Below are 12806 nucleotides of genomic sequence, written 5' to 3'. Positions count from 1 at the left end.
ACATGACCGATAGTGAACCAGTACCGTGAGGGAAAGGTGAAAAGCACCCCGATGAGGGGAGTGAAACAGTACCTGAAACCGGATGCCTACAAGCAGTGGGAGGGTCCTTGAGACCTGACCGCGTACCTCTTGCATAATGGGTCTGTGACTTAGTGTATCAAGCAAGCTTAAGCCGTTAGGTGTAGGCGCAGCGAAAGCGAGTCTGAATAGGGCGCCATAGTTTGATGCATTAGACCCGAAACCCGGCGATCTATGCATGACCAGGTTGAAGGTGCGGTAACACGCACTGGAGGACCGAACCGTTCAATGTTGAAAAATTGTCGGATGAGTTGTGCTTAGGGGTGAAAGGCCAATCAAGCCGGGAAATAGCTGGTTCTCCGCGAAATCTATTGAGGTAGAGCGTCGAATATTTGCCGTTGGGGGTAGAGCACTGGATGGATGCGGGGGTCGCGAGATCTACCAATTCTAACCAAACTCCGAATACCAACGAGTCTAGTTCGGCAGACAGACGGCGGGTGCTAAGGTCCGTCGTCAAAAGGGAAACAGCCCTAACCTACAGCTAAGGTCCCCAAGTCATCACTAAGTGGGAAAGCATGTGGGATTTCCAAAACAACCAGGAGGTTGGCTTAGAAGCAGCCATCCTTTAAAGAAAGCGTAACAGCTCACTGGTCTAAATAAGAGATCCTGCGGCGAAGATGTAACGGGGCTAAAGTGATGCACCGAAGCTTAGGGTTCAGTCTTTGACTGAGCGGTAGCGGAGCGTTCCGTAGGCCGTTGAAGCGGAAGGGTAACCGACCGTGGAGGTATCGGAAGTGCGAATGCAGACATGAGTAGCGATTAAGAGGGTGAGATGCCCTCTCGCCGAAATTCCAAGGGTTCCTGCTTAAAGCTAATCTGAGCAGGGTAAGCCGGCCCCTAAGACGAGCCCGAAGGGGGTAGTCGATGGGAACCACGTTAATATTCGTGGGCCTGGTGGTGTGTGACGGATGCCGTAAATTGTTCGGGCTTATTGGATTGCTCCGGGCAGTGAAGGGGTCCCAGGAAATAGCCCCACCGTATAGACCGTACCCTAAACCGACACAGGTGGAATGGTAGAGTATACCAAGGCGTTTGAGAGAAGTATCCTGAAGGAACTCGGCAAATTGCCTCCGTACCTTCGGAAGAAGGAGGCCCCATCTTAAGGCAACTTTTGATGGGGGGCACAGGCCAGGGGGTAGCGACTGTTTAGCAAAAACACAGGGCTCTGCTAAGTCGGCTTCAAGACGACGTATAGGGCCTGACGCCTGCCCGGTGCCTGAAGGTTAAGAGGAGGAGTGCAAGCTCTGAATTGAAGCCCAGGTAAACGGCGGCCGTAACTATAACGGTCCTAAGGTAGCGAAATTCCTTGTCGGGTAAGTTCCGACCTGCACGAATGGCGTAACGACTTCCCCACTGTCTCCAGGATATGCTCAGCGAAATTGAATTCTCCGTGAAGATGCGGAGTACCCGCGGTTAGACGGAAAGACCCCGTGCACCTTTACTGCAGCTTCAGAGTGGCATTAGGAAAGAACTGTGTAGCATAGGTGGGAGGCTTTGAAGCATTGACGCCAGTTGATGTGGAGCCATAGGTGAAATACCACCCTGTTGTTTTCTGATGTCTAACCTCGCACCGTTATCCGGTGCAGGGACCCTCTGTGGCGGGTAGTTTGACTGGGGCGGTCGCCTCCTAAAGAGTAACGGAGGCGCGCGATGGTGGGCTCAGGACGGTTGGAAACCGTCTGTTAGAGTGCAATGGCATAAGCCCGCCTGACTGCGAGACTGACAAGTCGAGCAGAGACGAAAGTCGGTCATAGTGATCCGGTGGTCCCTCGTGGAAGGGCCATCGCTCAACGGATAAAAGGTACGCCGGGGATAACAGGCTGATGATTCCCAAGAGCTCATATCGACGGAATCGTTTGGCACCTCGATGTCGGCTCATCACATCCTGGGGCTGGAGCAGGTCCCAAGGGTTTGGCTGTTCGCCAATTAAAGTGGTACGTGAGCTGGGTTCAGAACGTCGCGAGACAGTTTGGTCCCTATCTGCCGTGGGCGTCGAAATTTGAGAGGAGTTGACCCTAGTACGAGAGGACCGGGTTGAACATACCTCTGGTGTACCTGTCGTCACGCCAGTGGCGCAGCAGGGTAGCTATGTATGGACGGGATAACCGCTGAAAGCATCTAAGCGGGAAGCCTCCCTCAAGATAAGATTTCATCGAGCCGTCGTAGACCACGACGTTGATAGGCTGGATGTGGAAGTGCGGTAACGCATGGAGCTAACCAGTCCTAATTGCTCTGTTCGCGCTTAAGAGTCCCACCATCAACGACAATGCTGGAAACAGCCAAGGCGCTGATGGCGTGGTTTTAAGCCAGCCCAGATATACGAACATACAAACACACAAGCTCTTGTTGTTCACTTTCCCAAGTGAAAGTGAATAGTGCACGGTATCGATTAAAAACCCGCAGTTATGCGCCTGCTTCATTGCTTGGTGACCATAGCGTCTGTGACCCACCCGATCCCATCCCGAACTCGGCCGTGAAACCAGTCTGCGCCGATGGTACTATTGCTCAAGCACTGGAAGAGTAGGGCGTCGCCAGGCATTGAAGCACGCGCATAGCAACGGATCAAAAACCCATCACAATGTTACAAAACAGGGCGGCCCGCAAAGCCGCCCTTTTTGCGTATCAGGGCCACACAAAAGCCCAGTGTCGCGGGATGGAGCAGCCCGGTAGCTCGTCAGGCTCATAACCTGAAGGTCGTAGGTTCAAATCCTACTCCCGCAACCAAACTCACAACACAACACACACGCACGCCGCCTCGGACCACTCCAAGGCGGCTTTTCTGCGTCCGCGCCCTACCAGACCAGCGACAAAGCCCAATCGCTGCTGGGCGATCGGGGCTATGACACCGACAGTTCCGCAATGCGGTGCAGGAAAAAGGGATTGCCCCCTGTCCGGCTCGGAAATCCCGCAATAAGCCCGTCAAATACGGCACCCGTCGGTATAAGAGGAATCCTAACCGCCTCGAAATCATGTTCGGTTTGACATGCTCCCCTGATTGTCACCAGTCAGAGGTAGAGTCCGGCTCCTTCATGATGGTTGGTTGAGGTGATGGCAACCTGTCCGGGGGCATGCCCCCGGACAGGTTGGCCGGCTTTCTCGGCGGGGGTTCTCCCGCCCAGTTTCGAGTGTGGCCTGACGTAGTTGTAATCGTGCCGCCAGGCATCGAGCACGAAGCGAGCATGCGGCAGCGACGTGAACAGGGTCTCGTTGAGGCATTCGTCGCGCAGACGCCCGTTGAAGCTCTCGACGAAGCCGTTTTGCATCGGCTTGCCGGGTGCGATGTAATGCCACTCGACCCGCCGTTCCTGCGACCAGCGCAGGATGGCCGACGAGGTCAGCTCGGTGCCGTTGTCGCTGACCACCGTATGCGGCTTGCCGCGCATCCCAATCAGCCGCGTCAGCTCCCGCGCGACCCGCACACCCGACAGCGACGTGTCGGCCACCAGCGCCAGGCATTCCCGCGTGTAGTCGTCGACCACGCACAGGATGCGGAACCGCCGGCTGCACGTCAGGGTGTCGGAGACGAAGTCGAGCGACCAACGCTGGTTCGGCCCGTCCGGCAGCACCATCGGCGCCCGCGTGCCCAGGGCGCGCTTGCGGCCACCACGGCGACGGACCCGCAGGTTCTCCTCGCGATAGACCCGCAGCAGCTTCTTGTGGTTGGGCGTCATGCCCTCGCGAGCCAGAAGATACCCGAGACGCCGATAGCCGAAGCGGCGACGCTCGGCCGCCAACTCGCGCAGACGCTGTCGCAGCGGACCATCGTCCGGACGCGACGATCGATACCGGATCACCCGCCGGCTCACGCCGACCAGGTTGCACGCCCGACGCTCGCTCAGCCCGTGATGCTCACGGGCATGGGCGACGGCATCCCGCTTAGCGCCGGGCGTCACCATTTTTTTGATGCCAGATCCTTCAGCACCACGTTGTCGAGCATTGCCTCGGCCAGCAGCTTCTTCAGCCGGCTGTTCTCTTCCTCCAGCGTGCGCAGACGCCGGGCCTCGGACACCTCCAGACCGCCATACTTCGACTTCCATTTGTAGAACGTCGCCGAGCTGATTCCGTGGCGGCGGCAAACATCCGCCGTCGCCATCCCAGCCTCCTGCTCCTTCAAGATCGCGATGATCTGCTCTTCGCTGAACCTGCTGCGCTTCATCTTCGTCCGACTCCTTTACGTCGGACTCTACTCAAAATCGGTCACATTTCAGGGGAACACGTCAGGTTGCCCCAAAGACTGGCGGCGCGTCCCCACCCGCTATGACCGGTGCCCCCACGTCTTCCGATCCATCGTTTGCGCGCACTGCCACAGTCTTGTTCAGGTCATGGGCCTGTCCCTGATGAAATGATATCGGCCTGAACCCACCTCGATCGTCACGCCTTCGGGTGTCGTGGCATGGACGGGGATATCGGGATGCTCCTCGACTGCCCGGCTGCCTTCGCGCCAGACTCTGGCCGGAAGGCTGATCCGCGCCGTGCAATTGGCAGGCACGCTCAGCGTCAGGTGCGACAGGTCGCCGACATCGCCATTCCATCTTTCCCAGACGGTGGTGGCGCCGACACTAGGCATATAGCCCCAGGAGGGATAGCGGGTCTGCAGCAGCAGGCCGATCACCTCGTCCCGTACGCCCGCATCGGCGAGCACGTCGAGCAGATAGGGCGTACCGAGGAAGCCGGTGGACAGCGTCATGCCGCGCGCGCGAATATCCTGGGCCAGAATTTGTGCCGCCTGCACCTGCTGGTCCGCCGGCACCAGCCCCATATGCAGCGCCAGCACCTGGCTGCACTGGCTGCCATTGCCGGCCTTGCCTGCACCGTCCAGCAGCTCGGCCGCAAGGGCCGTGCCGCTCGCCGCGCGCAGCGCTTTATAGTGGGCGGCGTCGGCGGCGCGGCCAGACGCCTGGGCCATCTCGGCCATCCATTGCTCCATCGCGGCCCAATTCTCGTCGATCACGGCGGTACCGCCATAATGGCGCCACAGCCCATGGGGCAGGATGATGCCGGCCTCGCTCCAGCCGGCGGTCACGACATCGGGGAAGGAGAGCGGCTGCGGCACGACGATCGGATAGGCGTCATCGGGGTGCTGCGCAGCGCGTGCCTCCAGCAGGAAGCGGCGGATGAAGGGATCGACCTCCATGTTGAAGGCGGCGGTATCCAGAAAACCTGGATGTCGCTCATCCATCCCATGCGCTCGTCGCGCTGCGGACAGTCGGTCGGCACGGCGAAGAAATTGGAGCGCTGGCTCCGCAGGGCATTGTCCGAGATCTGCTAGAGCGGGGGGAGGCCAGCTGTATCTCGCCGGTTTCACGGCAATTGCTAGGGACGACGACGGCCGCGATATCGTCGAGCGTCGGCCTGCCGGAATAGCCCTCCACCTCGACATAGCGGAAGCCATGATAGGTGAAGCGGGGTTCGAAATGCTCGCCGGCGGGATCGCCGCGCAGGATCACATGGTCGGTGCATGCGGTGCGGCGCAGATTGGACTGGTCGGCGGTGCCATCGGGGTTCAGCAATTCGGCAAAGCGCAGGCTGATCTGCTGGCCCAGGCATTGTCCGGGGCGATGTGGCTCAATGGCCGCGCTCGTCCGGCGCAGTATCAAGGGCGTGGGCGGCCATGTCGAAACAAGCCTGCTGGAGGCGATGGTCGATTTCCAGTTCGAGGTGCTGACTACCCATCTCAACGATGGCGGCCGTCCGCCGCAGCGGGCGCGGGTCCGCAATGCCCATGCCTATCTCGGCGCGCGCCATGGCGTCTATCGCACTGCCGGTGCCTCGGCAGCGCCCCATGTCGACGAACATGGCGCCCGGATACGCGCCGAATTTGGCTAGGCCCTTTCGCCGCGCACCTTGACGGTGCCGAATATCCCCATCTTGCACTTGCCGGTTACGCTGTCGCCATCGAACATCAGGGCATATTTGAGGGTGATCGCCATCGGCTTTGTCACCTTCATCTCCCATGCCACCTGATTGCCGGCGATCGTGCCGGCAAATTCCTGCGATCCCTGATCCGCCTCCAGCCGCCCCGTCACCCGGTCGCCCGTAACCTCGAAATGCGCCACCATCGGCTGCGGCCCCATCGGCGTCGCCAGCACCAGCTTCCATGCGCCGCCGATGCCCACCGGGGCGGCCGGCACGACAGGCGGGGGAGAGGGGGCTGCCGGGGCAGGGACATCGACCTCCGGCGCCAGATGATCGGGATGGAAGCGACTGACCGGACGTTCGGGCCAGGGCTGCCCTTCGATCACGGTCATCAGCTTGTCCGGCGTCAGCGGCAGGTCCACCGGTACCTCGCCAAACGGCGCCAGCGCATCCGCGATCGCATTGACCAGGGTCGGCGGGCCGATGATGCAGCCGCCCTCGCCAACGCCGCGAAAGCCGCCTTCGGCCTGTGACGGCGTATCGGCATGGACATATTCGAAATCGGGCACGTCAAAGATCGTCGGCAGCGCATAATCCTTGAAGGTCGCCGCCGTCGGATTGCCCTGCGCATCGCGGGCGGCCTCCTCCAGCAGCACGCTGCCGATCGCCTGGGCCAGGCCGCCGGCAATCTGCCCCTCTACCACCGCCGGATTGATCATCACCCCGCAATCCTCGCTGCTGACCCAGCGCCGGATGCTGACGAAGCCGGTGTCGGCATCGACCTCGACGATGCAGGCATGGGCCGCGCTGGTGAAGGTCATGGGCGGCGGATCATAGCGATATTGCGCTTCCAGCCCCGTCTCCATGCCCGGCGGCAATCGCCCCGGTTCGCCATAGGCGATCTCGGCAATCTCGCGCAGCGTCCGCCGCATCTCCGGCGCACCGGCGACATGGACCATCCCGTCGGCCAGGCTGATCGCCTCCGGACTGGCGTTGAGCAGATGGGCGGCCACCACCTTCACCTTGTCGGCGAGCAGGCGCCCGGCCCGGATCGCCGCGCCGCCGCCTATCACCCCCTGCCGGCTGCCGCCCGCGCCGGGGCCAAAGCCGCCGCGCGAACTGTCGCCGTCGAAGATGGTGACGTCCTCGATTGGCACGCCCAACTGATCGGCAATGCACTGCGCCATCGTCGTCTGGGTGCCATGGCCCTGCGAATGGACGCTCATCACGGCGACCACCCGTCCGGTCGGTTCGATCCGCAACTGCGCCAGTTCGCCGGTCATCACTGCGATGCTGCCGGCCGCGCCGGTCGGCTCGATATAGGCGGCTAGGCCCAGGCCCAGATAGCGCCCCTGCGCCCGCGCCGCCGCCTGCTCCGCGCGGAAGGCGGGCACGTCCACCACCTCCAGCAGCTTTTCCAGGCATTGCGCCGGCGTGATATCCTCGCGCGGGATGCCGAGCGGCGTGACCGACGGCTGGTCGGCGGCGGTGCAGAGGTTGCGACGGCGTAGCTCCACCGGATCGATGCCGATCTGCCGCGCCGCTCGGTCGAGCAAGGTCTCGCGCGCCAGCGTCTCGATCGCCCAGGGGCCGCGATAGGCGGCCAGCCCCGGCGTGTTGCTGTACCAGCCGCGCGACACGAAGCTGTAGGCGGGGATATTATAGGCCGCCCACAGGAACATATGGACCGCGATATTGGCGTCCGCCCCCATCGGATAGGCGCCGTTGTTGAGCGCATAATCGGCATGGCTGGCGATCAGCCGCCCGTCCGTGTCGAAGGCGGCGCGCAGCGTCATTTCCTGCTCGCGCGCCTGGTTGGCGGCGGTCAGATTCTCGATCCGGTCCTCGATCCACTTGACCGGCCGGCGCAGCAGCATGGCGGCAAGGATGGCGGACACCTCCTCCATCCAGGGATGATTCTTGAGGCCGAAGGAGCCGCCGACATCCTTGGCCACCACCCGCACGCTCAGCCCCGGCCGGTCGAGCGCCAAGGTCAGCCAGCGCGCCACCAGCTGCGGACCGGCGCAGGTGATATGGACCAGCAATTCGCTCTCGCCCTGCAGGCTCGCCACCACGCCGCGCGTTTCCATCGGCGACTGGGCGATGCGCTGATGGCGGATCGACTGGCTGACCAGATGCGGCGCGCCCGCCAGCCGGGCTTCCAGCGTGGCATCGGCTTCCTCCTCGCCCATCAGCGCGGCGACATTGTCGTCGGTGTCGGGATGCACCCTGGGGCCAAGGCGCGCATCGTCCAGCGTGACGACCGCCGCTTCCTCGGCATAATCGACCACCACCAGGCTGGCGGCATCCTCGGCCAGATAGCGGTCGTCGGCGATCACCAGCGCGACCGGATGACCGACATAGGCGACCCGTCCGTCCGCCAGCGGCGTCATCGCCACCTCCACCGGGCCAAGGAAGAAACTCAGCATGGTGACGCCGAACGGCGCCAGATCCGCCTGGGTCAGCACCGCATGGACGCCGGGCTGGGCACGCGCGACGTCGGTATCGATCGACCGGATCGTGCCGCGCGCAATCGGGCTGCGGACGAAGGCGGCGTGCAGCATGCCGGGCAGGATGATATCGTCGACGAAGCTGCCGCGCCCGGTCAGCAGCCGGCCATCCTCCTTGCGCGGCACGCGCTGGCCGATGAAGCGCTGCGCGGAAATCGGCGGCGCGTTCATGGCGCACCATCCTCCGCCGCCAGTTGCCGGATCGCGCGGCGTATCCCCTGATAGCCGGTGCAGCGGCACAGATGGCCGGACATGGCCTCGGTCATCGCCTCTTCGTCGGGGCGAGAGTCATCCGCACGGAGCGCGGCCAGGGTCATGACGATGCCGGGCGTGCAGAAACCGCATTGCAGGCCATGGCAGTCCTTGAGCGCCTGCTGCACCGGATGGAGCGTGCCGTCGGCCGCCGCCAGCCCCTCGACCGTGGTCAGGCTGCATCCATCGGCCTGCACCGCCAGCATCAGGCAGGACCGCACCGCGCGCCCGTCTACGATCACCGTGCAGGCGCCGCACACCCCCTGTTCGCAGCCGACATGCACGCCGGTATAGCCTGCCGCCTCGCGCAGCCAGTCGCTCAGCATCAGCCGCCCGTCCACCAGCCCGCGATGCTGCTGGCCGTTTACCATCATCGAAATGCGATGCTCGCTCATGCCGCGAGCCTCCGGTCGAGCGCCTGCGCCAGACTGCTGGCAAAGATGCGCCGGCCGACGCTGCGTCGATAGGCGGCGCTGGCATGGCCGTCGTCAAACGGCGCGCTGTCGGCGATCGCCAGATCGGCAATGGCCTGCGCATCGATCCGGTCGATCGCCTGGCCGACCAGCGCCTGCTCCGCCTGCCGCGCGCGCATCGGTGTCGGCCCCATGCCGAACCAGGCGATGCCGGCCCGTTCGATCCGGCCTTCCGCGATCGCCAGCGCGCCGACCAGCCCGACCAGCGCGAAATCGCCGGGCCGCCGTGCCACTTCGCGGAACAGCGGCACCGCATCCGCCGGCCAGGCCGGATAATCGATCGCCACCAGCATCTCGTCCGGCGCGATCGCGGTCGCATAGGGACCAAGATAGAGGGCGTCGGCGGCCATGGTCCGCGCGCCGCGCACCGATCGCAGGGTCATGGAGGCCCCCAGCGCCACCGCCGTCGCCGGCATCTCGGCCGCCGGTTCACCCAGCGCGATCGATCCGCCGATCGTCCCGCGATTGCGGGTCTGGTGATGGCCGACATGGGCCAGCGCCGTGACGAAGACCGGCAAGGCCTGCGCCAGCAGGGGATGGACCAGCGCATCGGCCTGCCGGGTCGCCGCGCCGATCCGCAGGCCGCCGGCGTGGGCGGCGATGCCCTGCAATTCGGGCAGATGGCCGATGTCGATCAGGATGAAGGGCTGGCTCATGCGCAGCGCCAGCAACGGCATCAGCGTCTGGCCGCCCGCCAGCAATTGTGCGCCGCCGCCGGCCTCGGCAAGCAGCGCGCAGCCATGGTCGATGCTGGTGGCGCGGACATAGTCGAACGGCGCGGGCTTCATCGCCGCCCCCTGCGCCCGGCCTCGAACCCGGCCAGCGCCGTCACCGCCAGCAACAGGCCGATCGCTACCATGCCGGTGCCCGCCACGCCGCTGCGCTCCAGCAGCACCCCGGTCGCCAGCGCCAGCAAAAGCGCGATGATCCAGCCCCAGGGATGGCCGCCCGCCGATGGAGCGGCCAGCACCGGCGCCGTCACCGCCGCGACCGGACCATCCTCCGCCGGCGCGCCTGCGCCGCTGACCACTGCGTTGAAGTTGCGAAAAAATTGTCCCGCAAGCTGCTTCGCCGTCGCGTCGATGATCGGCCCGCCCAGTTGCGCCAGCCGGCCGCCGACCTCGGCCTCCACCGCATAGGACAGGCGCGTGGCCCGGCCATCGTCGGCCAGCGTCACCTTCGCGCCACCTCTTGCATGCCCCACCGTGCCGCCCTGGCCCTCACCGCTGATGCGATAACCATTGGGGGCGTCGATCTCCGACAGGGTGACGGTGCCGGCAAAGCGCGCGCCGATCGGCCCGATCTTCACCGCGATCTCGGCCCGCAACCGGTCCTCGCCGTCACGCTCCAGCGACTGGCAGCCGGGAATGCACTGGCGCAGCACCGCCGGATCATTGAGCGCCTGCCATACCGCGTCGCGCGGTGCGGCGATCCGCTCCTCGCCGGTCATCCGCATCAGAAGCGCGCCGCCGTCGGCGTATCGGTATCGGGCTTGCGCGTGCCCAGCGCCTCGCGCGCGGTGGCGCGCAGATAGGACCAGATATTGTGGATCTGCGCCTTGCCCAGCGGGAAGCGCGGCATGCCCCGTTCGGCCAGCGCGCCTTCCTGCACCACCTGGTAGAAATTCTCCTCCGACAGCGACAGGGCGGATTCGCGCAGGTCCGGTCCCGGCGCGCCGGCCCCCTTGAACGCCATGCCGTGGCAGGCGCCGCAGATGAAGCCCATTTCCTTGCCCGCGGCCACCGCCTTTTCGTCCAGCACGATGCCGGGATCGTCGAGCGCATGGACCGCCATGTCGCGCGGGGGCGATGGCGCCAGCCGCGCCTTGCCGCCGATCGCGAAGCTCAGCAGCCGGCGGGGCTGGGCGCCATATTTCCAGCCGACATTCAATATCTCGCTGGCCGCCGCCGTGGTGCCCCCCCAGCCGACCAGCAGCGACACATATTGGGTGTCTCCGATGGCATAGCTCATCGGCGCGCCGATAATCCCCAGACCCGCATCGAAGCGCCACATTTCCTTGCCGCTCGCCGCGTCATGCGCGCGGACATAGCCGTCGGCCGTGCCCTGGAACACCAGCCCGCCCGCCGTCGCCAGCGTCCCGCCATTCCACAGATGGGGCCGCGTCATGCGCCAGCGCGCCTTCTGCGCCACCGGATCCCAGGCGAGCAGTGCCCCGGTCAGGTCGTCCTTGTCGCGCTTTTGCGTGATGAAGCTGGCGCTGGCCCCGGTGATGCTGGCCAGGAACCCCTTGTCCGCCTTCGCGTAGCGGGCGCCGGCCTGCATATAGGGGATATAGGCCAGACCCGTCTGCGGGCTGTAGCTCATCGCCTGCCAGTTATGGCTGCCCAATGTACTGGGATAGATGTCGACCGGCCCCTCCTGATAATGGACGTTGGCGGTCTCCACCGGGCGTCCCGTGGTCATGTCGATATGGCTGGCCCAGCTCACCTTGCCGACCTTCTCGGCGGAGATCAGCTTGCCGGTCTCGCGGTCCAGCACATAGAAGAAGCCGTTGGTCGGCTGCTGCATCAGCACTTTGCGCGGCCGGCCGTCGATCGTCACGGTCGCGGCGATCATGTTGGCAGTCGCCTTGTAATCCCAGCTTTCGCGGGGGTTCTGCTGATAATGCCAGAGATATTTACCGCTATCGGCGTCCAGCGCGACGATCGAGGCGACGAACAGATTGTCGCCGCCGCCCGGACTGCGCTTTTCCGGGTCATAAGGGCCGGCATTGCCGACGCCCAGATAGATGCGATTGAGCTCCGGGTCGAAGGTCATGCCGTTCCACACTGTGCCGCCGGTGCCGGTCTTCCAATAGGAACCGTTCCAGCTCCTGGCCGCCATTTCCATCACCGGGTCGCCGGCATTCTGCTCCGGGCTGTCCGGCACCGTCCAGAAGCGCCAGACCTGTGCCCCCGTCTTCTGGTCATAGGCGGTGACGAAGCCGCGCTGGCCGATGTCGGCGCCGCCATTGCCGATGATGACCTTGCCGTTGAAGGTGCGCGGCGCGCCGGTCAGGCTGTGCATGGTGCCGGGTGGCAGGGTGTTGACGCTCCAGGCGACCGCGCCGGTTTTCGCATCCAGCGCGATCAGCCGGCCGTCCAGCACGCCGATGAAGATGCGGCCGTTGTCGTAAGCGACGCCGCGATTGACGCCCATGCCCATCGCCTGCCGGGTCGGACTGACCTTCCAGATTTCCGGATCATATTTCCAGATCAGCCTGCCGCTCGCCCCGTCGACGGCATAGACCGCGCCATAGCTGCCGCTGAAATAGAGGATGCCGTTCACCGCCAGCGGGGTCGCTTCCAGCGATACCTCGCCCTCCAGGTCGAGCGACCAGGCCAGGCCCAGCTTGCGGATATTGGCGGTGTTGATCGCGCTCAGCTGGCTATAGCCGCTCTCGTCGGCGCTGCCGCCGACGCCCGGCCAGTCGGCCCCCGTGCCGGTCTGCACCGCCTGCTGCGCCACCAGTCCCGCGGCCGACGCCGCCAGCGCCAGTCCCGCCACCGTCCGCACCAGAAACAGCCCGCGCGTCCCCAGCATCCGCTCTCTCCCGTCCTGCCCGCTTGCCGCGAAGCCCGTTTGACTGAACAGGTGTTTAGTTTTTGTCGCTCAGCCGGTCAAGCAGGCGCAGGCC

The 12806-nt window shown here is 64.5% G+C and carries 9 protein-coding genes, 1 tRNA gene, 2 rRNA genes and 1 pseudogene (1 of these 13 running past the window's edge); 5 read left to right on the top strand and 8 right to left on the bottom strand.

The window, feature by feature from the left end:
- From DIZ22_RS16100 to DIZ22_RS16085, 4 genes and pseudogenes are all read left to right on the top strand, one after another.
- Positions 1–2324 (top strand): 23S ribosomal RNA (locus DIZ22_RS16100); it begins 468 nt to the left of the window's first position.
- A 176-nt stretch (positions 2325–2500) separates the two neighbouring features.
- Positions 2501–2615: ribosomal RNA gene (gene rrf, locus DIZ22_RS16095) — 5S ribosomal RNA — on the top strand.
- 110 nt (positions 2616–2725) lie between these two features.
- Positions 2726–2802 (top strand) — tRNA-Met (locus DIZ22_RS16090).
- Between the two features lie 84 nt (positions 2803–2886).
- Positions 2887–3056, top strand: a pseudogene (locus DIZ22_RS16085) (IS5/IS1182 family transposase); the annotation flags it as partial.
- A 27-nt stretch (positions 3057–3083) separates the two neighbouring features.
- Here DIZ22_RS16085 and DIZ22_RS16080 read toward each other — a convergent pair.
- The 3 genes from DIZ22_RS16080 to DIZ22_RS16065 all read right to left on the bottom strand — a co-directional run bounded on the left by DIZ22_RS16080 (position 3084) and on the right by DIZ22_RS16065 (position 5675).
- Positions 3084–4234, bottom strand: a protein-coding gene (locus tag DIZ22_RS16080) for an IS3 family transposase (RefSeq protein WP_107917615.1) whose coding sequence is annotated in 2 segments (ribosomal slippage) — positions 3084–3982 and positions 3982–4234 — 1152 coding nt in all. Because the reading frame shifts where the segments join, the coding sequence is not laid out codon by codon here.
- 159 nt (positions 4235–4393) lie between these two features.
- The gene (locus DIZ22_RS16075) at positions 4394–5257 is read right to left on the bottom strand and encodes a hypothetical protein (RefSeq protein ID WP_164488902.1); all 864 of its coding nucleotides are present in this window, start codon (positions 5255–5257) and stop codon (positions 4394–4396) included.
- Positions 5250–5675 (bottom strand): family 78 glycoside hydrolase catalytic domain, encoded by a 426-nt coding sequence (locus DIZ22_RS16065; RefSeq protein WP_164488901.1) that lies wholly within the window; start codon positions 5673–5675, stop codon positions 5250–5252. The genes DIZ22_RS16075 and DIZ22_RS16065 overlap by 8 nt, the downstream gene beginning before the upstream one ends.
- On the opposite strand from DIZ22_RS16065, the gene DIZ22_RS16060 reads away from it, so the two are divergent.
- Positions 5647–5904 (top strand): CoA transferase, encoded by a 258-nt coding sequence (locus DIZ22_RS16060; protein WP_122928403.1) that lies wholly within the window; start codon positions 5647–5649, stop codon positions 5902–5904. The genes DIZ22_RS16065 and DIZ22_RS16060 overlap by 29 nt on opposite strands.
- On the opposite strand, the gene DIZ22_RS16055 is transcribed toward DIZ22_RS16060, so the two are convergent.
- The 5 genes from DIZ22_RS16055 to DIZ22_RS16035 are packed head-to-tail and all read right to left on the bottom strand — an operon-like array spanning position 5901 to position 12712.
- Complete coding sequence (locus DIZ22_RS16055) at positions 5901–8615, bottom strand: xanthine dehydrogenase family protein molybdopterin-binding subunit (protein WP_122928402.1); 2715 nt, start codon at positions 8613–8615, stop codon at positions 5901–5903. The two genes, DIZ22_RS16060 and DIZ22_RS16055, sit on opposite strands and share 4 nt — an antisense overlap.
- Positions 8612–9091, bottom strand: coding sequence for a (2Fe-2S)-binding protein (locus DIZ22_RS16050; RefSeq protein WP_017501957.1), 480 nt, complete (start codon positions 9089–9091; stop codon positions 8612–8614). Before DIZ22_RS16050 ends, DIZ22_RS16055 begins: the two co-directional genes overlap by 4 nt.
- On the bottom strand, positions 9088–9957 hold the full coding sequence (locus tag DIZ22_RS16045) for an FAD binding domain-containing protein (RefSeq protein ID WP_122928401.1): 870 nt from the start codon (positions 9955–9957) through the stop codon (positions 9088–9090). The genes DIZ22_RS16050 and DIZ22_RS16045 overlap by 4 nt, the downstream gene beginning before the upstream one ends.
- Positions 9954–10625 carry a carbon monoxide dehydrogenase subunit G gene (locus DIZ22_RS16040; protein ID WP_122928400.1) on the bottom strand — a complete coding sequence of 224 codons (672 nt, stop codon included), beginning with the start codon at positions 10623–10625 and terminating at the stop codon, positions 9954–9956. Before DIZ22_RS16040 ends, DIZ22_RS16045 begins: the two co-directional genes overlap by 4 nt.
- Positions 10625–12712, bottom strand: a complete 2088-nt coding sequence (locus DIZ22_RS16035; protein WP_122928399.1) for a PQQ-dependent dehydrogenase, methanol/ethanol family — start codon at positions 12710–12712, stop codon at positions 10625–10627. The genes DIZ22_RS16040 and DIZ22_RS16035 overlap by 1 nt, the downstream gene beginning before the upstream one ends.
- Between the last annotated feature and the right edge of the window lie 94 nt (positions 12713–12806).

Origin of the sequence: Sphingobium sp. LF-16 (genome assembly GCF_003711185.1) — a bacterium.
In the GTDB taxonomy this organism is placed as follows: Bacteria; Pseudomonadota; Alphaproteobacteria; order Sphingomonadales; family Sphingomonadaceae; genus Sphingobium; species Sphingobium yanoikuyae_A.
Note: the sequence above shows the minus strand (reverse complement) of the source record. Positions and strands in the feature narration are given on the sequence as shown.